Here is a 21,279-nt window from a genome sequence, read left to right as displayed (position 1 = left end):
AGCTGAATGACTGAAGGACCCACACCCGCCGAGATCGCGAGCCGCTCGGAGCAGGTCGCGCCGAAGCTCCGCCGGCACCTGCCACTGACGCCGCTGCGGTCGTTCGGGGCGTTCAGCGACGAGCTCGGCGCGCAGGTACTGGTCAAGTGTGAGCACGAGCAGCGCACCGGCTCGTTCAAGGCCCGCGGCTCGATGGCGAAGATCCTGACCCTGACCGACGACCAGCGCGAGCGTGGCGTGGTGACGGCGTCGACGGGCAACCACGGCCTCGGCGTCGGCAACGCGCTGGCGACGCTCGGTGGCCGCGGCATCGTCTACCTGCCGGAGAACGCGTCACCCAGCAAGGTCGCGGCCTTGCGCCGGTACGGCCTGGAGATCCGCGCCGAGGGGACGGACTCCGGCGTACTGGAGCCGAAGGCACGGGCGTACGCCGCCGAGCACGACCTGACCTATGTGCCGCCGTACAACGACCCGGACGTGGTCGCCGGCCAGGGCACGGTCGGGGTGGAGATCCTCGAACAGCTGGCCGGCGAGAAGCTCGACGCGATCGTGGTCGCGGTCGGCGGCGGCGGCCTGGTCAGTGGGATCGCGGCGGTGCTCAAGAAACACCTGCCGGACGTGAAGGTGTACGGCGCCTCGCCGGTGCGGGACGCGGCGATGGCGGTGTCGGTCGAGGCGGGCGAGATCACCCTGGTCGACGGCCAGGACACGTTGTCCGACGGGACCGCGGGCAGCGTCGAGCCGGGCAGTATCACGTTCGACCTGTGCCGGCGGCTGGTCGACGACTGGATCCTGGTCAGCGAGGACGCGATCAGCGCCGCGTTGCGGATGGTGATCGACACCGAGCACCAGTTGATCGAAGGCTCGGCCGCGATGGCGTTCGCCGCCGCGCGGGCCCGGCGTACCGAGCTGGAAGGACAGCGGGTCGCGATCGTGTCGTGCGGCGGCAACATCTCGGCCGGCACGCTGGCGGCCGCGCTGGCCTGACCCCGGTACCGGCGGCGCCCGGAGATTCCCTGCCCCTGGGGCTCTCCGGGCGTTTCGCCATGCCCGGAAGTTGCTTCGGCACAAGGGGAAAACCGAGTGACGCATTGACATCATGAGAACAGCGTAACTACTGTTGCGTGAAACAGATGCTGCAATCTACCGAGGGAAGTGAGAGATGGACGCGGCAACGTGGGGGCTCGTGATCGCGACGTTCGTCGCGTGTTTCGTGGAGATGGTGGAAGCCACCACGATCGTGATGGCGATGGGCTTCACCCGGAGCTGGAAGTCAGCCATCGTCGGCACGCTGGCGGCGCTCGGAGCGCTGGCGGTGGTGACGTTGTTCGCCGGCTACGCGCTGGCCACCTGGCTGCCGGAGTCGGCGCTGCAACTGGCGATCGGCGGCCTGCTGCTGATCTTCGGGCTGCAATGGCTGCGCAAGGCGATCCTGCGATCGTCGGGGCGCAAGGCCGTGCACGACGAGGCGGCGATCTACAAGGAAGAAGTGGCGGCCGCGAAGGCAGCCGGAGAACCGACCGGTGGCCTGGACATGTTCTCGTTCATGGTCTCCTTCAAGGGCGTCTTCCTGGAGGGCATGGAGGTCGTCTTCATCGTCATCACCTTCGGCCTGAACGCCGACAACGTGCCGGCCGCCAGCGCCGGTGCGGTGGCCGCGGTGGTGATCGTGCTGATCATCGCGATCGCGGCCCGCAAGCCGCTGTCGATGATCAACGAGAACCTGCTCAAGTACGGCGTGGGCTTGCTGCTCGCGTCGTTCGGCACCTACTGGGCCGTCGAGGGCATCGGCATCTTCCGGGACGGCCGGGAGAGCTTGAACTGGCCCGGTCACGACCTGATCATCCTGGCCCTGCTGGCGGCCTGGTTCGTGCTCAGCCGGATCTTCGTCGCGGCCCTGCGGACGCCGGCTGCCGTCGCCACCCCCGGTGGCATCAGCGTGGAGGTGGAGAAGTGAAGTTCCTGAAGGGTTTCGGCGCGTTCTGGTACGACTTCATCATCGGTGACGACTGGAAGATCGCGGTCGCCGTCGTGACGTCGCTGGCCGTCCTGTTCGCGGCGATGAAGGCCGACGTGCTCGGTGACGGCGTGCTGGCGCTGCTCGGCGGGGCGGTGATCGTGGTCGCGTTCGCGATCAGCCTCGCCATCGACGTCCGCCCGAAGCGGCGGTAGCCGCTTTCGCCTGCTCCTGTTGACGATCGGCCCTGTCCCTGATGTCCAGGGGGCGGGGCCGATCGGCGTTGGGGTCCTCCTTGTTGTAGCGAATACAACGCTGTTCAGAAATCTCGTAGTATCTGCTACAGTCAAAACCGAGGCGCTCATCCCACGATTCGGAGGACCCAGACGTGACTGACTCCCGCCGTTCCAGGAGGTCCCGGTGATGCGAGATACCGCCGAAACCGTTCTCGCCCTGCTCCCCGCCGACGTCCAGTACGGCGATGTCCGGGTGGTCCGGCGGACCCATGAGCAGGTACTGGTCGAGCTCGAAGGTCCGGGCGAGGTGAACTACGACGACTCGCTCGGGCTGGGACTGCGGGTGGTGATCGGCGGCCACTGGGGCTTCGCCGCGACCCACCAGCTCGACGCGCACGGTCTCGACGGTGTCATCGCCCAGGCCGTCGGCCAGGCTCGCGCCGCCGGCGGCGGCGGGCACGTGGCGCTCGGCCGGCCGATCACGACGCACGACTCCTGGTCGTCGCCGATGGAGGTCGACCCGTTCACGGTCGCGCTGTCCACCAAGCTCGACCTGTTGCAGGCCACCGTCAAGGAGGCGGCCACCGCCGGTCCGCTGGTCCAGCAGATCGAGGCGTCGATGGACTTCTACCGCGACGAGAAGGTCTTCGCCAACACCGAGGGCGCGCTGATCGAGCAGACCCTGACCGAGAGCGGTGGCGGCCTGATGGTGAACGCCGGCGACGGCGACGACGTCCAGCGCCGCTCCTTCCCGCAAGGTGTGCCGCGCCAGATCCGCGGCCAGCGCGGCGACTTCGCCACGGCCGGCTTCGAGCACGTGCTGTCGCTCGGCCTGCCGGAGAACGCGGCCCGGGTCGCCTCGGAGGCGGTCGCGCTGCTGACCGCGCCGCAGTGCCCGGACGAGATCACCACGCTCGTTGCTGGGAGCAACCAATTGGCGATGGTGCTGCACGAGTGCGCCGGGCATCCGATGGAGGCCGACCGGGCTCTTGGTACCGAGGCGAGCCTCGCGGGTGGCACCTACGCCACCCCGGAGCGCCGGGGTAACTTCCGCTGGGGCTCGCCGATCGTCTCGGCGTACGCGGACGCGACGATCCCGGGCGGACTGGGCTCCTACAAGTACGACGACGAGGGCGTACCGGCGCAGCGCACCCAGCTGGTGAAGGACGGTATCTTCCTGGGCTACATGTCCGGCCGCGAGTCCGCCGCGACACTGGGCGACGAGCCGACGGGCGCCTCCCGGGCGGACGGCTGGCAGCGCCAGCCGCTGGTGCGGATGACCAACATCTGCCTCGAGCCGGGCGAGTCCTCGCTGGCCGAGATGATCGCCGGGACCAAGCGCGGCATCCTGGTCGACACCAACCGCGGGTTCTCGATCGACGACCAGCGGATGTCGTTCCGGTTCCAGACCGAGGTCGGCTGGGAGATCCGCGACGGCAAGGTTGGAAGGCTGCTGAAGAACTGCACATACCAAGGGGTCACGCCGCAGTTCTGGGCGGGACTCGACGCGCTCGGCGGACAGGACGAGTGGAAGCTGCACGGCGTCCCGTCCTGCAACAAGGGGGAACCGTTGCAGGTGGCCCACGTCGGGCACGGCACCGTTCCCGGCCGTTTCCAGGAAGTACAGGTGGGACGATGAGCATCGATCAGGCCCAGGTCGGGCAGGCGCTGGAGATCCTCGGCGCCGGAACGCGGCTCGACATCCTCGGCGAGAACACCGACCTGCTCCGGTACGCCGAGTCCGAGATCACCGCCCAGCACAGCGAACGCAGACTCCGCGTCCGGGTGCGCATCAACCGCGACGGCCGGGCAGTGGCCGGCTCGCTCGAAACGCTCGACCCCGCCGAGGTCCGCGTACTCGCCGATCGCCTGGGCGCCGCCCTCGCAGAGCTTCCGAGCTCAGCCGGGCCGACGGAGGGAACCGCCTTCGAACCGGAAGGGAGCGCCGTTGGACACGAGGCGCTACCGCAGCCGGTTGTTCCGGTCTGTCCGACGATCCTCGAGTCGGACCCGGGGGTGCGGCATCAGTGGTTCGAGACCGTGCGGGACGGGCTGCCGGCCGACGCCAAGCTCGGTGGTGCGATCCGGTACGAGGTGATGGACCGGGTGGTCGCCGACTCCAGCGGCCTGATCCGGTCCGAGACGTTGACGAAGGCCTCGATCCAGGCGATCGCCAAGCAGGACGGGCGGTCGGCGAGCGTCAAGCTGCTGCACCGGGACGCGGACCAGATCCCGATCGACGAGATCCCGGTCAGGTTGCGGGAGGCGCTGACGCCGTTGCCGATGGGGGAGGCGCATCACGGTACCTGCCGGGTGCTGCTGAAACCGCAGGCCGTCAACAGCCTGATCGCGACCTACGGCTATGTGGCGCTGGGTGCGAACGCCTACGCCACCGGCCGATCCACGGTGTCCGGCCGGCTCGGCGAGAAGGTCGCGAGCGAGTTGGTCACCCTGGTCGACGACGGCGGCGACACCGACGGGCTGCCCAGCGGGTTCGATGCTGAAGGCAACGTTCGGCGCAGGACCACGTTGATCGACCAGGGTGTGCTCACCGGTCTGGTATCCGACCGGCGCCGGGCTGGGCTGACGGGCGGTGTGCCGACCGGGCACGCAGTACCGGATGGCTGGCGGTTCGGCGGTGACCCGGTCCCGTCGCACCTGTTGCTGGCGGCTGGTGAATCCACCGAGGACGAACTGCTGGCCGAGTGCGGCAGCGGCCTGGTGGTGAACCGGCTCGACTACCTGCGGGCCCTGCACCCCAAGGAGACCCTGGTCACCGGGACGACGCGCGACGCCACGTACTGGGCGGAGGACGGCAAGCTCGTCGCTTGGCACCCGCAGGTGCGCTTCACCTTCCGGATGGACGACGTATTGAACGCGGTGCTCGGTGTCGGCTCGGTGCGCGAGCGCTGCGACCAGACCTTCATGGACAGCATCGTCGTCCCGTCCTTGCTGATCGAAGCCGGACCGTTGGTACTCCCCTGAACCAGCAGGGCCTCGCGGCGCGTGCTCATAAACCACGCGGGGCCCTGCTGCTCCACTCCGACGAGGTCAGATGATCACTGCGCTGCTCAACGGCTACCTGATGCCGACAGATCAGGGGAATCCGGCGTTCTGCGCGGTCTACCTGATCGAAACCCCGGCTGGGCGGGTGCTCTTCGACTGTGGTCACGTCGGACGCCGCCGAGCATTGCTGACAGCTCTGTCCGAGCGGGGCCTGTCGCCGGCGGATATCGACGCAGTGGTGCTCTCGCACGGCCATTGGGATCATCTGCAGAACGCGGACCTGTTCGGCCGGGTGCTCCTGCATCCGGCCGAACTGCGCTACCTGCGAAACCCCGCACCGGAAGACCTCGGTACGCCGCGCTGGGCCGCGGGTGTACTCGATGGGCTCGAGATCGGTGAGGTGGTCGAGGCCGACGAGGTGTTGCCTGGCGTGGCGGTGATCGAGCTGCCGGGGCACACCCCTGGATCGATCGGTCTGGTGGTCGAGCAGGACTCTGCTGTGTTGACCGGCGACGCGGTCCCCTCGGCAGGCGTGCTGGTCTCCCGGCAACCTCTGGGCCGCAGCTCGGACCCCGCTCGGGCCGAGGAGTCCATCGGGCGGGTTGTGAGCCTGGCCGGGATGGTCTATCCAGGTCACGACCGGCCGTTCCGGATCACCCAGAACTGAGAGGCATCATGGAGCAGAGTGTGGGGCAGACGTCCAGCCTGGTCGAGGAGCCGCCGGTGGTCGGGGCGGCCGCGGTGGTGGAGTTGCTGCGAGAGCGGTACGGGATCGCGGCCGAGCTGGAGCTGCTACGGAGCGAGCGGGACCTGAACTTCCTTGCGTTGGTCGACGCTGGGCGGCGGCTGATCGTGAAGGTGTCGAACTCGGGCGACGACCCGGCGCAGATCCAGATGGAGAGCGCGGCGATGCGGCACGTCGCCGCCGTCGATCCGGAGCTGCCCATCCCGCGGATCGTCGAGGCCGTCGACGGTACGCCGGAAGTGCTCCTGACGGCGTCCGACGGGCGGGTGCACCAGGTCCGGGTGATGACCGTGATGCCCGGTGCCGTCGGCGATCTCGCGGTCCTGCCGGACTGGTTCGCGGGCGAGTTCGGGACGGTGTGCGCCCGGTTGACGCAGGCGATGCAGGGGTTCACCCACCCGGCCGCGGATCGGCACCTGGACTGGGATCCACGGCTGGTCGGTTCCCTCCGGCCGTACGCCCAGGCGATCTCCGACGAAGCGAGGCGGGCGCCGCTGGACAAGTTGCTGGACCGCTTCGAAGGGCTGCGGGACGCGACCAGGAAGCTGCCGGCTTTCGTGCTGCACGGTGACGTCACGTTGAGCAATGTCCTGCTCGACGGCGAGGGAATCTCGGGCGTGATCGACTTCGGCGACATGCACCACACCGCCCGGGTCGCCGATCTCGCGATCAGCCTCACCTCACTGCTGCGCGAGTCCGCCGACCCGTGGCCGGCCGCGGGCCGGTTCCTCGACGGCTACCAGCGGCTGCTTCCGTTGGAGCCCGGCGAGGTCGACCTGATCGGCGAACTGGTGCTGGCCCGCTGTGCGGCGAGCGTGCTCATGTCGGCTTGGCGGGCACCGCTCTATCCGGACAACGAGGAGTACCTGACGAGCCTGGTGGCGGGCAGTTGGCAGGTACTCGACCAGTGGTCGGGCTTGCCGCCCGAGGATCTGGCGGCCCGGTTCCATCGGTTGTGTGGGACGTCGAGGGTGCGCTCGGCGCAAAGGCCTGATGCGTCGCTCGCGCAGCGACGGAGTACGGCGTTGGGCGGCCGGTTGTCGCCGGTGTTCTATCGCGAGCCGTTGCAGGTGGTCCGGGCTGCAGGGCCGTGGGTGCACACGGCCGACGGCCGCCGGTATCTCGATGCCTACAACAACGTTCCGGTGGTCGGACACGCGCATCCGGCCGTAGTACAGGCGATCTCACGGCAGGCCGCTGTGCTGAACCTCAACTCGCGCTACCTCCATCCGAACGCGATCGAGCTGGCCGAGCGGTTGACCGCGTCGATGCCGGACGGCCTGGACACCTGTGTCTTCGTCAACTCCGGCAGTGAGGCCAACGATCTGGCCTGGCGGATGGCGAAGGTCTTCACTGCGAGGTCCGGCGCCGTCGTGGCCGATCTCGCGTACCACGGGGTGAGCGAGGCGACCGCGGCCTGGTCGACCAACACTTATCCGCCGTCCGCTCGCCCGTCGCATGTCGAGGTCTTCGAAGCGCCCAGGGGACAAGAGGAGTCCGGGGTGGCCGCGGACCGGGTGCGGGCGGCGCGATCGGCCTTGCAGGCAACGGGAAACGACCTTGCCTTGGTAGCGGTCGACAGCGTGTTCAGCAGCGCCGGCATTCTCACGCCGGCCGACAGCTTCATGCAAGGACTGCAGGACGAAGCCCGGGCCGCCGGTGGACTGTTCCTGGCCGACGAGGTCCAGGCGGGCTTCGGGCGGGGTGGGCGGAACCTGTGGCGGTTCAGCGATTTCGGGCTCACCCCGGACTTCGTCACGCTCGGCAAGCCGATGGGCAACGGGCACCCGATCGCTGCCCTGATCACCCGGCGCGAGATCGCCGACCGGTTCACGGCGATCGACGAGTTCTTCAGTACCTTCGCCGGCAACCCAGTCTCCTGTGTCGCAGCGCTGACCGTGCTCGACGTGATCGAGCAGACCGGCCTGGTCGCACGGTCCGGTGCGATAGGCGCTGAGCTGAGGGCCGGCCTCGAAGCGCTGGTCCCCGCTGGTGTCGAGGTCCGCGGCCAAGGCCTGATGATCGGCGTCGACCTGTCCAGCCGGCCCGGTACTGCGTCCGCGGTGGCCGAGCGCCTCCGCGAGAACGGCGTACTGGTCGGCACCACCGGCCCGGGCGGCGACGTACTGAAGATCCGTCCGCCGCTGATCTGGGAGCCAGAGCACATCGAATACTTCCTGGAGGCATTTGAGCGGACTGCACTAGCCTGACCAGGTGCGAGAACTGGTTGTGCTGGGCACCAGTAGTCAGGTGGCGTCGCGGGAGCGGAACCAGAATGGCTACTTCCTGCGCTGGGACTCCGAAGGCTTCCTGTTCGATCCGGGCGAGGGTACGCAACGGCAGATGCTGTACGCCGGTGTGCCCGCGACCGCCATCACGCGACTCTGCGTCACCCACTTCCACGGCGACCACTGCCTCGGCGTACCGGGTGTGATTCAGCGGCTGTCACTCGACGACGTGCAGCACCCGGTCCACGCGCACTACCCGCAGTCCGGGCAGGAGTACTTCACCAGACTCCGGTACGCCGCTTCGTTCTACGAGCGGGCCGAATTGCGGGAGGAGCCGGTGGAGGAGGACGGGCTGCTCTCCGTCGGCAGCTTCGGGCAACTCTGGGCGCGCCGGCTGGAGCACCCGGTCGAGTCCTTCGGCTACCAGCTGATCGAACCCGACGGCCGCCGGATGCTGCCCGACGAGCTGAGCCGCTACGGCATCCAAGGCCCCGCCGTCGGTCGCCTGCAACAGGCCGGCTCGCTGGTCGTCGACGGACGGACAGTCACCATCGAGCAGGTGAGCGAGCCCCGCCCGGGTCAGCGGTTCGCGTTCGTGATGGACACCCGGCTGTGCGACGGCGTCTTCCGGCTCGCCGATCAGGCCGACCTGCTGGTGATCGAGTCGACGTACCTGTCCTCGGAGGCCCAGCTGGCCAGGAACTTCGGCCACCTGACCGCGCGCCAGGCCGCTCGGGTCGCGCAGGAGTGCGGCGTACGGAAGCTCGTGCTCACCCACTTCTCCCAGCGCTACACCGACCTCACCCTTTTCCACGCGGAGGCGGCCGAAGAGTTCGACGGCGAGATCGTCGTCGCCACGGACCTGGCCCGGACGCCGGTCCCCGCCCGCCGCTGACCCCCGGTTGCCGGTCGGGAACAACGGGTACCCGATGATGGTTCTAGGTTCTATTACCCGCGTGAGCAAGGAGATCGAATGCTGTACGGAGCTGAGCACATCAAGCGCTACGAGGAGACCGACGGCGCCGAGGGATATGACTGGGGCGACCACGGCGCGCACATCCTCATCCTGTCGACCATCGGCCGCAAGTCGGGCGAGGAGCGCAAGAACGCGCTGATCTTCCGTGAGGTCGACGGCGGCTACGCGATCGTGTCCTCCTACGGCGGTGCGCCGAAGAACCCGGACTGGCACTTCAACCTCGAGGCCGACCCGAACGTGAAGGTCCAGATCAAGGGCGACAAGTTCGCCGCGAAGGCCCGGGTCGCCTCCGACGAGGAGCGCGCCGCGATCTGGCCGAAGATGGCCGAGGTCTGGCCGGACTACAACGAGTACACCAAGAAGACCGACCGGGTCATCCCGATCGTGATCCTGGAACGTCAGTAGTTCGTGATCCGGCTGGGATGCGGTCGCTCTAAGATGCGACTGTGTCACTGAGTGTTCTGGAGTCCCGGGCCGAGACGGCCGAGCCGGCGGCCGTCGACTGGCTCGACCTGCTCGCTCGCGAAAAGCTCGCACTCGCGATGGCGGTCCGGCTCGGGGACTGGATGTCGCAGGGCTACAGCCATCTCGCGCTGGGCCGGGCCGCGCTGGCTCTGGGAGACCACCGCAGGGCGCGGCAACAGCTTGCCGAGGGCACGTACATTCTGCGTGCCCTCGGCATCCATCCTGATCCCGCGGCCTGAGGCTCAGCGCAGGTCGCGGAAGAACTCGCGGACGTCGGTGACCAGGATCTCCGGCTCCTCGAGTGCCGCGAAGTGCCCGCCGTGATCGACATCGGTCCAGCGGGTGATGTTGTTGGTGGGCTCGCAGTACTTCCGGATGCAGACGTCGTGCGCGAACGCGAGCACGGCCGTCGGTACGCCGGAGTTGACCGGCCGCTCGCCCCACGAGTTCTGCGCGTACCCGACGTACGCCGCCGAGCTCGCCGTACCGGTCAGCCAGTAGATCATCACGTTGGTGAGCAGCCGGTCCCGGTCGATGATCGTGTCCGGCAGCGCGCTGCGCGGATGCGTCCACTCGCGGAACTTGTCCATGATCCAGGCGAGCTGCCCGACCGGTGAGTCGACCAGCCCGTACCCGACCGTCTGCGGCCGGGTCATCTGGATCTGGATGTAGCCGAACTCCTCGCGCTGGAACGCCTGGATCCGCGCCACCCGGTCCTGCTCCAGCGGAGTCAGCGCCGCGATCTCCTCCTCCGACATCTGCATCGGCGGCAGGTTGGGCCCACCGTTCGTGTGGACGCCGACCACGTGCTCCGGCGCCGATCGAGCGACCTCCGGTGAGACGGCGCCACCGATGTCACCACCCTGTACGCCGTACCGCTCGTAGCCGAGTTCGGCCATCAACTTCGCCCACGCCCGGCCGATCCCAGACCGGGTCCAGCCGCTCTCGTGCACCGGCCCCGAGAACCCGAACCCGGGCAGCGAGGGAATCACCAGATGGAAGGCATCCGCCGCATCGCCACCGTGCGCAGCGGGATCGGTCAGCGGCCCGATGATGTCCAGGAACTCCGCGATCGAACCCGGCCAGCCATGAGTGAGGATCAAGGGCAAGGCGTCCGGGTTGGGCGACTTCACGTGCAGGAAGTGGATCCGTTGACCGTCGATCTCGGTCGTGTACTGCGGGAAGCTGTTCAGCTGCTTCTCCGCCGCGCGCCAGTCGTACTGGGTCCGCCAGTACTCGACCAGCTCACTCAGCCAGCCGACCGGTACGCCGGTGTCCCAGCCGTCACCGGGCAGCGGCGCGGGCAGCCGGCTGTGGTCGAGCCGGTACTTGAGGTCGTCGAGGGCACTCTGCGGGATGTCGATGGTGAAGGGCTTCATGTCTCCGACTCTTTCACCCAGTTAGGTCATTCTCTGTCCTAGCTCAATGGGAGACTTCGGAACATGTTGGAAACCTCGGCCCGCCTCCTCAAGCTGCTCTCCTTGCTGCAGTCCCCGCGCGACTGGAGCGGTGCTGCGCTCGCCGAGGAGCTGGGCGTCGGCGTCCGGACGGTCCGCCGCGACGTCGACAAGCTCCGCAACCTCGGCTACCCGGTCGACGCCGTTCCGGGCGTGGCCGGCTATCGACTCGGCGCCGGCGCCGCCCTGCCACCACTCCTGCTCGACGACGAGGAAGCAGTCGCTGTCGCGATCGGCTTGCGCGCGGCCGCGACCGGAAGCGTGGCAGGCATCGAGGAGTCGTCGGTCCGCGCGTTGACCAAGCTCGAGCAGGTCCTGCCATCGCGCCTGCGCCACCGGGTGCGGCTACTCCAGTCGGTCGCCATCGCCCCATCGGTCGGCGCTGCGGTCTCACCCGAGGTCGTGATGGCGGTCGCCACGGCCGCCCGCGATCACCAGCGACTCCGCTTCGACTACCGCAGCCACGGCGGCACCTCCACGGTCCGTACTACGGAACCGCACCGACTCGTCCACACCGGGCGCAGGTGGTACCTGGTCGCCTGGGACCTGGATCGCGACGACTGGCGAACCTTCCGCCTCGACCGCCTGGAACCACGCATCCCGACCGGCCCGCGCTTCACCCCACGCGACGCGCCCGAGCTGGACCGGACGATGCAGGGCGTGGCATCAGGCGCCTACACCTACCAAGCCCGCTTCGTCATCCAAGCCCCCGCCGACCAGATCGCCGACCGAATCCCCAGCACCGTAGGCACCGTCGAGTCGATCGATGCCACCAGCTGCCTGCTGAAGGTCGGCTCGAACTCCCTCGACGAGCTGCTCATGCACACCGGCGCCCTCGGCTACGACTTCACCATCCAGCACCCACCAGAACTCATCGAGCGCTCGCATCTACTGGCTGCGCGGCTGACCGCGGCGACTACTGGCCGGCCGGCTTGATGTTCTGGTTCAGGTGGAAGATGTTCGCCTGGTCCCAGATGGTCTTCAGTGAGGTCAGGCGGGCCAGTTTGGCGGGTGGGAAGGCGCGGTTGACGGTCTCGCCGTTCAAGGTGTTGAGGTAGGCGCCGCCGGCGTACTGGTCGAGGGTGGCGGCGTACGCGCGGATGGTGGCGATGCGTTCGGCGTCGTCGGCCGGGTCCTCCCAGCGGGTGGCGGTGACGAACTCGAACAGGGTGTCCCGGTGGCTGAAGGCCGCATCGTCGTCCGGTACTTCGGAGATCGCGCCGCCGTAGGCCTGCAGGCTCGCACCGACGCCGGGGTTGCGGAGCAGCGCGCGGATCGCCTCGTCGGGCAGGCTCTTGAAGTAGTGGCCCTTCCAGTAGCGGCGGAAGCGGTGACCTTGGATGCTGTCGTCGCGGCTCTGCAGAGTCAGGTAGGACATCTCCTCGATGGACTCGTTGGTCGCGTTGCCCATCGCCCTGAAGGCGTCGAGCAGTGCGTCCGGGTTGCCGGGGGCGCCTACCCAGACGAAGCCGACGGTGACGTGGTCGCCGTTGATGTACGCGGTGAAGGTCGCTTGGCGCGGGGCGGTGGCGTTCAGGTCGCGCCAGGTCTGCAGGATTTTGAAGGCCTCGGTGGTGGGGTAGGTGAAGTCGGCGACGAGGGCGCGGGTGCCGATCTGGTGCAGCCGGAAGACGAACTCGGTGACGATGCCGAAGTTGCCGCCGCCACCGCGCAGGCCCCAGAAGAGCTGCGGGTTCTCCGTGGCCGACGCCGTGACGACCTCGCCGTCGGCGGTGACCAGTTCGTAGGAGAGGACGTTGTCGCAGGCGAGCCCGTACTGCCGTGCCAGCCAGCCCATGCCGCCGCCGAGGGTGAGCCCGCCGACGCCGGTGTGCGAGACGTTGCCGGCCGTCGTGGCCAGCCCGTACTTCTGCGCGGCGCGATCGAGCTCGCCGAGCATCGCGCCGCCTTGGACCCGGGCGACCTTGGCGTCCGGGTCGACGTCGACCGCGGCCATCGGAGTGAGGTCGATCATCAGGCCGCCCTCGGGAACCGCGAGGCCGGCGATGTTGTGCCCACCGCAGCGCACGGCGATCTCGAGGTCGTTGGCCCGGGCGTAGCGGACAGCGGCGGCGACTTCGGCGGTACTGCGGCAGCGGGCGATCGCGGCCGGGTGCCGGTCGACCATGGCGTTCCAGACGGTGCGCGCCTCGTCGTATCCGGTGTCGCCGGGGTGCAGCAAGGTCAGGGCGTCGGTGGCGGTCATCGTGCTGCTCCTCTGCGGGGGATTTGCTGGTGGTTCCACCCTGACAGCGAAGCGGTACCCGGATAAGGTCCAGTTGTATGAGCCGATCCAGGACCAATTCCGGTACCGGCGAGCTGCTGGTCGAGCTCCGCCGGGACGGTGGCGTGCCGCTGCACCAGCAGCTGGAGAGCGGGATCCGGGAGCGGATCCGGCAGGGACTGCTCCGTGCCGACACGGTGATGCCGGCGACCCGAGCGCTCGCGGCGGACCTGGGGTTGTCGCGTGGAGTGGTCGTCGAGGCGTACCAGCAGTTGGTCGCCGAGGGATATCTGGTCAGTCGGGCCGGCGGCTACACGCAGGTGGCGCCGGCCGCTGATGGTTCGATTTCTGGTGCCAGGCCGACGAGCGCTGCTACCCGTCAGGTCGATGGTCCGCCGCGGATCGACTTTCGGTACAGCCGGCCGGATGTCACGCAGTTTCCGCGAGCGGCCTGGTTGAGGTCGGTCCGGCGGGTGCTGAACGAGACGCCGCATCGGGCGCTGGCCTATCTGGACGGGCAAGGCTCGATCGAGTTGCGGGAGGCGATGGCCGACTACCTCAACCGGGTTCGCGGGACGTCGGCGCGGGCCGAGACCATGCTTGTCTGCAACGGGTTTGCGCAGGGATCACGGTTGCTGCTCCAGGTGCTCGCCGCAGCGGGGTACAAGCGGTTGGCGGTCGAGGACCCGTCTGATGACGAGCTTCGCGGGGTCGCGGCGACCGCTGGGCTGGAGGCTGTCGGCGTACCGGTGCTGGAGGCCGGGCTGGACGTGGAGGCGCTCGATCGGTCGGGGGCGGACGTAGTACTGGTGACTGCGGCGCATCAGTTCCCGACCGGGGCGGTGACGTCGGCCGCGACCCGGGCAGCGCTCATCGAGTGGGCGACGCGGAGGGACGCGTTGATCATCGAGGACGACTACGACGCGGAGTACCGGTACGACCGGGAGCCGATCGGGGCGATGCAGGGGCTGGCGCCGGACCGGGTGGCGTATGCGGGGACGGCGAGCAAGACGCTGGCGCCGGGGCTGCGGCTGGGGTGGCTGATCCTGCCGGAGTGGCTGGTCGAACCGATGGCGACGGCGAAGTTCGTGGATGATCGCGGGTCGTCGGTGCTGGACCAGTTGACGTTCGCGGATTTCGTGGCGCGGGGTGAGTTCGACCGGCATCTGCGACGGATGCGGCCGCGGTACCGGGCGTTGCGGGACGCGCTCGTCGGGCGGTTGGCTTCGGCGGTACCGGATCTGCGGCCGATCGGGGTGTCGGCGGGGCTGCACGTGATGACCTGGCTGCCGCCGGACCTGACCGAGCGCGACGTGACGCAGGCCGCACGCGAACGTGGCGTCGGGGTCTATGGACTCCGGCCGTACTGGGTGCAGAATTCCGGTCCTGAGGGTCTGGTCTTCGGCTATGGCAGCCTGACCGAGCCGGACGTTGCCGAAGGCATCGACCTGCTCGCCGACGCCATCGCCGCGATACGAAGGTAGGCAGCCCATGGTGGACCGGTACGTCGACACGGTGCTCGGCCGGATTCGCTTGCAGGTCAGCGGATCCGGCCCCGCGATGCTGTTCTGGCCGAGCCTGCTGATGGACGGCGGACTCTGGGCCGGCCAGGCTGCTCATTTCGCCGACCGCTTCCAGGTGGTCGTCGTCGATCCACCCGGCCACGGCGGTTCGAGCCCTCTGACCCGGACGTTCACCTTCGACGAGTGCGCGCGGGTGATCGTGCAGATCCTCGATGCGTTGAGCATCGATCGCGTCCACATGATCGGCAACTCGTGGGGCGGAATGAAGTGGTTGCCACAGTCAACGAATCCGTACGCCGAGTGGTGATCAGCTCGGGCCGCCGCGCGGTGACCAGCGTCGTCCCGCGTCGCCCGGACCAACGCGAGTTCTTCGCCCGAATCAGCACGCCGGTACTCGTCGTGGCCGGCGCCGAAGACGCGACCTTCCCGGTAGGGGAGGCCCGGGCGATGGCTGACGCGATCCCGGGCTCACTCTTCGTCGTGCTGGAAAAGGCCGCCCACCTCGCCGCGCTCGAATGCCCGGCCGAGGTGAACGCTTTGATCGAAGAGTTCGTCGCCGCTCATTCGTAGTCGGTCGACGTGGTGATGTCTGCCCAGCGGGCTGCTTCCTCCGCGCGTGAGCGGGAGGCTCGGTCGGCGTGCTCCAATGCGTCCTTGCCGAGCAGGAGACGGAGTGGTGGCTCGTCGAGCGTGACGATGCGGATGATGGCTGCGGCCGCCTTGGCCGGGCCGCCGGGTTGCTGGCCGTCCACCTTGAGGCGGTAGCGGTTGAGCTCGCCGACGGTCGACTCGTAGTCCTCGCCGACGGCCGCGATTGCCATCGATGAGCCGCCCCAGTCGGTTCGGAAGGCGCCGGGCTCGATGATGGTCACCTTGACGCCGAACGGCTTGACCTCGTTGCTGAGTACTTCCGAGAAGCCTTCGACGGCGAACTTCGCGGTCTGGTAGGCGCCCATGCCCGGCGTACCACCGACCCGGCCGCCGATCGACGAGAACTGGAGGAAGTGGCCGGCGCGCTGCGTACGGAAGTACGGGAGGGCCGCCTTGGTGACGTTCACGACGCCGAAGAGGTTGGTCTCCAGTTGCGCGCGGAAGTCGTCGTCGGGCGTCTCCTCGATCGGGGCGCTGTTCGCGTAGCCGGCGTTGTTGGCGACGACGTCCAGGCCGCCGAACTCGTCGATCGCGGTCTGGACCGCGCTCTTGGCCGCCTCGGCGTCCGTGACGTCGAGCGCGACGGCGCGGATCTGGTCGCCGTACTGCGCGACGAGGTCGTCGAGCTGCTCGGGCTTGCGGGCGGTGGCGACGACGCGGTCGCCGGTGGTGAGGACTGCCTTGGTGAGCTCACGGCCGAGGCCGCGGGAGCTGCCGGTGATGAGCCAGGTCTTGCTCATGATCTCTCCGTCTCGATGTAACTGACTGGTTGGATAGTTCTATGAAACCTCGCCGGCCGCCGATATGCAACTGACCGGTTGGTTGGTTAGGCTGGGGGCATGCAGAGAGACGCGGAGCGGACCCGGCGGCAGATCCTGGCGGCGGCGACCGAGGAGTTCGCCGAGCGCGGGATCGCCGGCGCCCGGGTGGACCGGATCGCGACGGTCGCGGGGTGCAACAAGGCGATGCTCTACGCGTACTACGGGAGCAAGGACGGGCTGTTCGACGCGGTCTTCACGGCGTACGTGGAGCTGTATCTGGCGGAGGTGGGGTTCGACGCGGAGGATCTGCCGACGTACGCGGGCCGGGTCTTCGACTACTTCGAGCGGAATCCTGGGCATCTGCGGCTGGCGACCTGGTACCGGCTGGAGCGGCCGGCTTCTACCCAGCTGGACGCTGTCGTCGCGGTCAATGCTGAGCGGCTGGGGGCGCTGGAGGAGGCGCAGTCGGCGGGGGAGGTGCCGGCGGACTTCTCGCCGGTCGCGTTGCTGTCGTTGATCCAGTCGATCGCGACCAGTTGGTCGACGATGAATCCGGAGTACAAGGCTGCTCAGCCGGCTCGGGCGGTCCGTCGGCAGGCGGTCGTGAAGGCGGTCGAAATGCTTCTTCATCGGTAATTCACGGGGGTGTGCCAGGTCACTTCGGATTCTCAGCTGATTCATCGGTTCAGCCGATGGAGTTCTCAGACTGCCGAGGTCTACTCGTTGTCAGGCAGGAAGGGCTGAGGAGGCAACGGGACATGAACACCACCGAAGGACCGCAGGAGCCGGGAAACCAGAACCCGGGGAACCAGCAGTCGGCGCAAACAGAAGGCGTGCAGCCGGAAGGCATGCAGGCGGGAGGTGCCGCGGAGGCAGCCGGTCGGCCGGCGCAGCAGCAGCCCGCACCGCAGCAGCCGCCGGCACCGCAGGCGCAGACGCCTGGCTCCGCGCAGCCTTCGGGGAATCCTCAGCCAGGGCAGGGGAATCCGCAGCAGGGATGGGTGCCGGACGGGCAGCCGCACTACGGTCCGGCCCACCTGGGCAACGGCCCGCAGGGCCAACCGCAGTACGGCCAGGCGCCGCACGGGCAGGGGCCATTCGGTCCGGGGGCGTACGGGCAGGCGCCTTATGGGAATGGGCAGTTCGGGCCTTCGCAGTATGGGCAGCAGTATGGGCCGCCGGTGTATGGGCCGCAGTGGGGGCCGCAGGCGGTGGCGCCGAAGAAGCACAAGCGGCTGCCGATGGTGATCGGGGCGCTGGGGCTGGCGGCGGTGGTCGCGGCCGGGTCTGTTGCCTGGGGCATCGATCAGCAGTCCAACGCGAACAGCTCGACCATGTCGCAGGTGATGACTCCGTCGGCGGTGGCGGCGAAGGTGACGCCTGGGCTGGTCGACGTCAATACAGTGCTCGGCTTCCAGGGCGCCCGCGCCGCCGGTACCGGCATCGTGCTGACGTCGGACGGCGAGATCCTCACCAACCACCACGTGATCGCCGGCGCGACCGAGATCAGCGTGGTCGACAAGGGCAACGGCAAGACGTACACGGCAACCGTGGTCGGCTACGACACAGCGCATGACATCGCCGTACTGAAGCTGAAGGACGCGTCCGGGCTGGAGACGGCGAAGATCGGCGACTCGTCCAAGGTGAAGGTCGGCGACCAGGTCGTCGGCATCGGCAACGCGGGCGGCAAGGGCGGTACGCCGAGCTACGCGGCCGGCAGCGTGACCGCGCTGGACCAGGCGATCACTGCGACCGACGAGTCCGGCTCCAACCCGGAGAACCTCGCCGGGCTGATCCAGACCGACGCGAACATCCAGCCGGGCGACTCCGGTGGCCCGCTGGCCAACTCGGCCGGCGAGGTGATCGGCGTCGACACCGCGGGCGGCACCAGCAACCCGGGCAGCGGCAACTCGCAGACCGGCTACAACCCCAACGTCAACAACAGCTTGGTGCCCAGCACGGCGATCGCCGCGCTGACCGACTACGGCAACGGGTACGGCGACGGCAACGGACCATTCGGCGACGGCAACAACCCGTTCGGCGACGGCAGCGGCCTTCCCAACCAGGGCCAGGGCAACGGCCAGGGTGACCAGGGGCAGAACGGCGGCCAGGCGACCACCACCGGGTACGCGGTACCGATCAACCAGGCGATGGACGTCGTCAAGCAGATCGAATCCGGCAAGGAGTCCGCGAACGTCCACATCGGCAGCTCCGCGATGCTCGGTGTCTCGGTCCTCTCGAACGCCAACGGCACCGCCGGCGCGGTCATCAACGATGTCGTCGCCAACGGCAAGGCAGCGGAGGCGGGCCTGGTGGCCGGCGACGTGATCACCAGCTTCGACGGCAAGACGATCGACTCGCCCGACGCGCTGTCCACCGCCCTCAACGCCCACCACCCCGGCGACAAGGTCTCGGTCTCCTGGACCGACCAGTCCGGCACCCAGCACACCAAGACCATCGAACTCACCACCGGCCCGGTTCGCTGACACCCTCCCGTCACCGAACCGCCCTGAACGGGCCCGCGCGCTCCCTCCCCCCAGAGCGCCCGGGCCCGTTCGCATGCCACGCTGACCCGGTGACGGGACTCGACCTGCATCTGGAGCTGCGACTGGATCCGGCCCAACCGACCGGTCGCGCACTGGAACAGGCACTCCGCGAGGCAATCCGCTCAGGGCGCCTAGCGACCGGCACCCGGCTGCCCGGGACGAGGTCCCTGGCCGGCGACCTTGGAGTCGCCCGAGGAACCGTAGTCCAGGCGTACTCGCAGCTAGTAGCCGAGGGCTGGCTAGTAGGCCTCCCCGGCGCTGGCACGCGAGTAGCAGCGATCATCACCACTTCTAGGAATTCCATCGACCTTCGGAGTAGTGGTGTGGAGTCGGTGGGTGGGGGAGAGGTTCTGAGTTTGCAGGCTGGGCGGCCGGATCTCAGTTCGTTTCCTCGGCAGGTGTGGGGGCGGGCGGTGCGGCGGGTGCTGGCGGGAGCAACCAGCGAGAGCTTCGACTACGCGCCGCCGGAGGGCTTGCCGGTACTACGGAACGCGGTGGCCGAGTATGTGTCGCGGGCGGCTGGGTTGGAGATCAGCCCGCTGACGGTCGACGCGTCTGGGGCGGATCCGGACGACGTACGAGGGCAGGTGGCCGTGTTGACGCCGGCTCATCAGCATCCGCGGGGCGCGGTACTGGCTCCTGAGCGGCGGGTGAGGTTCGTCGAGTGGGCGAAGGACGGGTTCGTCGTCGAGGATGACTACGACGGCGAGTTCCGGTATGACCAGCAGCCGGTCGGGGCGATGCAGGCGCTCGCTCCGGACCGGGTGATCTTCGCCGGTTGCGCGAGCAAAGCGCTTGCGCCCGGTGTGCGGCTCGGCTGGCTGGTCATCCCGCCAGTACTACGCAAGCCGTTGCTGCAGGCAATGACCAGTACCGGCTCCGGTGTCTCCGCGATAGAGCAACTGGTGATGGCCGACCTGATCACCCGCGGCGACTACGACCGGCACATCCGCAAGGTACGGCTGGAGTATCGCCGCCGCCGGACCGAGCTCGCCGACCGCGTCAACGCCGTCTGGCCGCATCCTTTGGAGGGGATCGCGGCCGGTATGCATGCACTGCTCCCGCTCGATTCGGCCGAGGAGGAGCGCAGGCTGATCGACGTCGCGCAGTACGGCGGGCTGTCGGTCCATGGCCTGCACGGGATGGACTACTGGCACACCGAGGACGACGCCCAGCCGGCCGCGCTCGTCCTCAGCTATGCCACTCCACCGCCGCATGCCTGGCGGACGGCCCTCGACCGCCTCACCAAGGTGCTTCAGGCAACAAACCCCTCGCGCCAGGACGGATAACGCGGCGTCCACTTCAAGTGCTTGCGGGCGTAGTGATTGTCCGCCCCACGCGCCCACGGCGCGCGCTCGGCCTCGACAGCAGCCGGCTCCGCCGCCCCCACCGATCGCGCGAATGCCGGCACCCACACACTGCCCGGCACCGGCTCGTCATCCACGATGTTGACGGGACCAGTCGGCCACTCCAGAGCCTGTACAGCGGCAGTCGCAGCGTCGGCGATATGCAGAAAGCTGGTCACATCAGCGGTGGGAGCCAGCTTGCCCGCGCGCACGGCGTCGTCCATCAGCGCGCCCTTCGTGTACCAAGTCCCCGGCCCGTAGAACAGCCCGTACCGCAACACGACCCACTCCGGCGCCTCCGCCACAATCTCCTCCAGCGCGACCACCCCGGCAACCGAGTTCAGCCGGGCTCCGTCCGCGCCGACATCCAAAGGAGTCTCCTCGGTCGCAGGCTGCACGCCAGGCTCGTAGACCCACGCGATGCTCTGCGCGATCACCTTCCGTACGCCGGCACCGAGCGCCGCGTCGACAAGATTGCGCGTGCCGACCTTCCGGATCTCCACGTTGCCCGCGTAGTCCCGGTTGGCCAGATCCGTCAGCTGGTGCATCACGACATCGGGCTCGGCCGCCGCGACAGCCGCCGCAACCGCCGGAGCGTCGTAGATGTCGGCCAGCACTGAATCGGCACCTTGGCTCCGCAACCGCTCCGCAGCCTCCGGTCGCCTGATCAACCCGGTGACCTGATGGCCGGCCGCCACCAGCTCAGGTACGAGAAGTCGCCCGACCGCACCGGTCGCGCCCGCCAGGAACACCCGCATCAGGACCTCGTGCCCGCCGAGTCGGTGGCAGCGCTCGCGCCCGGCCCCGCGCCCTGCGGGGCTCCGCGGCGGTCGCGTCTTGCTTCGAGTTCGTCCGCGTCGACGAAGGTGAGCATCGGTTCGCCGGGGACGCCGATCATGACGGCGACGAACTTGCTCTCGCGGTCGAACAGGATCTCGCCCTCGAGCATGTACCCGAAGACCGGCCCCGAGTGCCGGTGCGGCGCCGCGCCCGGGTCGCCGGGCGGTAGTTCGTTGGTGATCGTCATGACCTCGGCGCCGGCCGGGACCATCGGCGGCACGATGTCGAGCAGCATTGTCAGTTTGTTCGTCATACTCGCCAAGCTAATCCGGCTCCGGACCATTCACCTGGTCCACTTCCGGGCCATTTCACTGGACC

At 68.6% G+C, this 21,279-nt stretch carries 22 protein-coding genes; 17 read left to right on the top strand and 5 right to left on the bottom strand.

What is annotated here, in order from left to right:
• Positions 1-6 precede the first annotated feature (6 nt).
• The 10 genes from AB0M15_RS00850 to AB0M15_RS00805 all read left to right on the top strand — a co-directional run bounded on the left by AB0M15_RS00850 (position 7) and on the right by AB0M15_RS00805 (position 9,852).
• Positions 7-987 carry a threonine/serine dehydratase gene (locus AB0M15_RS00850; protein ID WP_363812558.1) on the top strand — a complete coding sequence of 327 codons (981 nt, stop codon included), beginning with the start codon at positions 7-9 and terminating at the stop codon, positions 985-987.
• Between the two features lie 175 nt (positions 988-1,162).
• Positions 1,163-1,957: a hypothetical protein gene (locus AB0M15_RS00845; protein ID WP_363812556.1), complete on the top strand. Its 795-nt coding sequence runs from the start codon at positions 1,163-1,165 to the stop codon at positions 1,955-1,957.
• Entirely contained in the window at positions 1,954-2,172 is a 219-nt protein-coding gene (locus tag AB0M15_RS00840) for a hypothetical protein (protein WP_363812554.1), read from the top strand. The genes AB0M15_RS00845 and AB0M15_RS00840 overlap by 4 nt, the downstream gene beginning before the upstream one ends.
• Positions 2,173-2,380: 208 nt before the next feature.
• The gene (locus tag AB0M15_RS00835) at positions 2,381-3,832 is read left to right on the top strand and encodes a TldD/PmbA family protein (RefSeq protein ID WP_363814536.1); all 1,452 of its coding nucleotides are present in this window, start codon (positions 2,381-2,383) and stop codon (positions 3,830-3,832) included.
• Positions 3,829-5,178 (top strand): metallopeptidase TldD-related protein, encoded by a 1,350-nt coding sequence (locus AB0M15_RS00830; RefSeq protein WP_363812552.1) that lies wholly within the window; start codon positions 3,829-3,831, stop codon positions 5,176-5,178. The genes AB0M15_RS00835 and AB0M15_RS00830 overlap by 4 nt, the downstream gene beginning before the upstream one ends.
• A gap of 70 nt (positions 5,179-5,248) precedes the next feature.
• Positions 5,249-5,866 (top strand): MBL fold metallo-hydrolase, encoded by a 618-nt coding sequence (locus tag AB0M15_RS00825; protein ID WP_363812550.1) that lies wholly within the window; start codon positions 5,249-5,251, stop codon positions 5,864-5,866.
• Between the two features lie 8 nt (positions 5,867-5,874).
• The gene (locus tag AB0M15_RS00820) at positions 5,875-8,154 is read left to right on the top strand and encodes an aminotransferase class III-fold pyridoxal phosphate-dependent enzyme (RefSeq protein WP_363812548.1); all 2,280 of its coding nucleotides are present in this window, start codon (positions 5,875-5,877) and stop codon (positions 8,152-8,154) included.
• A gap of 4 nt (positions 8,155-8,158) precedes the next feature.
• The gene (locus AB0M15_RS00815; protein ID WP_363812547.1) at positions 8,159-9,067 is read left to right on the top strand and encodes a ribonuclease Z; all 909 of its coding nucleotides are present in this window, start codon (positions 8,159-8,161) and stop codon (positions 9,065-9,067) included.
• A 78-nt stretch (positions 9,068-9,145) separates the two neighbouring features.
• Positions 9,146-9,553, top strand: coding sequence for a nitroreductase family deazaflavin-dependent oxidoreductase (locus AB0M15_RS00810; RefSeq protein WP_363812545.1), 408 nt, complete (start codon positions 9,146-9,148; stop codon positions 9,551-9,553).
• Between the two features lie 41 nt (positions 9,554-9,594).
• Positions 9,595-9,852 (top strand): hypothetical protein, encoded by a 258-nt coding sequence (locus tag AB0M15_RS00805; RefSeq protein WP_363812543.1) that lies wholly within the window; start codon positions 9,595-9,597, stop codon positions 9,850-9,852.
• A gap of 3 nt (positions 9,853-9,855) precedes the next feature.
• On the opposite strand, the gene AB0M15_RS00800 is transcribed toward AB0M15_RS00805, so the two are convergent.
• The gene (locus AB0M15_RS00800) at positions 9,856-10,992 is read right to left on the bottom strand and encodes an epoxide hydrolase family protein (RefSeq protein WP_363812542.1); all 1,137 of its coding nucleotides are present in this window, start codon (positions 10,990-10,992) and stop codon (positions 9,856-9,858) included.
• Between the two features lie 63 nt (positions 10,993-11,055).
• Here AB0M15_RS00800 and AB0M15_RS00795 point away from each other — a divergent pair, with 63 nt between their 5' ends.
• Complete coding sequence (locus AB0M15_RS00795; RefSeq protein WP_363812540.1) at positions 11,056-12,006, top strand: YafY family protein; 951 nt, start codon at positions 11,056-11,058, stop codon at positions 12,004-12,006.
• Here the strand turns inward: AB0M15_RS00795 and AB0M15_RS00790 are convergent.
• Positions 11,987-13,276, bottom strand: a complete 1,290-nt coding sequence (locus AB0M15_RS00790; RefSeq protein WP_363812538.1) for an FAD-binding oxidoreductase — start codon at positions 13,274-13,276, stop codon at positions 11,987-11,989. The genes AB0M15_RS00795 and AB0M15_RS00790 overlap by 20 nt on opposite strands.
• A gap of 77 nt (positions 13,277-13,353) precedes the next feature.
• On the opposite strand from AB0M15_RS00790, the gene AB0M15_RS00785 reads away from it, so the two are divergent.
• From AB0M15_RS00785 to AB0M15_RS00775, 3 genes are read left to right on the top strand one after another with little or no spacing between them, the layout of a single operon-like run.
• Positions 13,354-14,778, top strand: coding sequence for a PLP-dependent aminotransferase family protein (locus AB0M15_RS00785; RefSeq protein ID WP_363812536.1), 1,425 nt, complete (start codon positions 13,354-13,356; stop codon positions 14,776-14,778).
• Positions 14,779-14,785: 7 nt separating this feature from the next.
• Entirely contained in the window at positions 14,786-15,124 is a 339-nt protein-coding gene (locus AB0M15_RS00780; protein ID WP_363812534.1) for an alpha/beta fold hydrolase, read from the top strand.
• Positions 15,118-15,387 carry an alpha/beta hydrolase gene (locus AB0M15_RS00775; RefSeq protein WP_363812533.1) on the top strand — a complete coding sequence of 90 codons (270 nt, stop codon included), beginning with the start codon at positions 15,118-15,120 and terminating at the stop codon, positions 15,385-15,387. The genes AB0M15_RS00780 and AB0M15_RS00775 overlap by 7 nt, the downstream gene beginning before the upstream one ends.
• Here the strand turns inward: AB0M15_RS00775 and AB0M15_RS00770 are convergent.
• Positions 15,378-16,208 (bottom strand): oxidoreductase, encoded by an 831-nt coding sequence (locus tag AB0M15_RS00770; protein WP_363812531.1) that lies wholly within the window; start codon positions 16,206-16,208, stop codon positions 15,378-15,380. The two genes, AB0M15_RS00775 and AB0M15_RS00770, sit on opposite strands and share 10 nt — an antisense overlap.
• Positions 16,209-16,307: 99 nt before the next feature.
• On the opposite strand from AB0M15_RS00770, the gene AB0M15_RS00765 reads away from it, so the two are divergent.
• From AB0M15_RS00765 to AB0M15_RS00755, 3 genes are all read left to right on the top strand, one after another.
• Positions 16,308-16,865, top strand: coding sequence for a TetR family transcriptional regulator (locus tag AB0M15_RS00765; protein ID WP_363812529.1), 558 nt, complete (start codon positions 16,308-16,310; stop codon positions 16,863-16,865).
• A gap of 122 nt (positions 16,866-16,987) precedes the next feature.
• Entirely contained in the window at positions 16,988-18,715 is a 1,728-nt protein-coding gene (locus AB0M15_RS00760; RefSeq protein WP_363812527.1) for a trypsin-like peptidase domain-containing protein, read from the top strand.
• Positions 18,716-18,804: 89 nt separating this feature from the next.
• Positions 18,805-20,064, top strand: a complete 1,260-nt coding sequence (locus AB0M15_RS00755) for a PLP-dependent aminotransferase family protein (RefSeq protein ID WP_363812526.1) — start codon at positions 18,805-18,807, stop codon at positions 20,062-20,064.
• Here the strand turns inward: AB0M15_RS00755 and AB0M15_RS00750 are convergent.
• Entirely contained in the window at positions 20,031-20,879 is an 849-nt protein-coding gene (locus AB0M15_RS00750; protein ID WP_363812524.1) for an NAD(P)-dependent oxidoreductase, read from the bottom strand. The two genes, AB0M15_RS00755 and AB0M15_RS00750, sit on opposite strands and share 34 nt — an antisense overlap.
• Positions 20,879-21,214, bottom strand: a complete 336-nt coding sequence (locus AB0M15_RS00745; RefSeq protein WP_363812522.1) for a cupin — start codon at positions 21,212-21,214, stop codon at positions 20,879-20,881. Before AB0M15_RS00745 ends, AB0M15_RS00750 begins: the two co-directional genes overlap by 1 nt.
• Between the last annotated feature and the right edge of the window lie 65 nt (positions 21,215-21,279).

It is taken from the genome of Kribbella sp. NPDC051718 (assembly GCF_040681515.1).
In the GTDB taxonomy this organism is placed as follows: Bacteria; Actinomycetota; Actinomycetes; order Propionibacteriales; family Kribbellaceae; genus Kribbella.
Note: the sequence above shows the minus strand (reverse complement) of the source record. Positions and strands in the feature narration are given on the sequence as shown.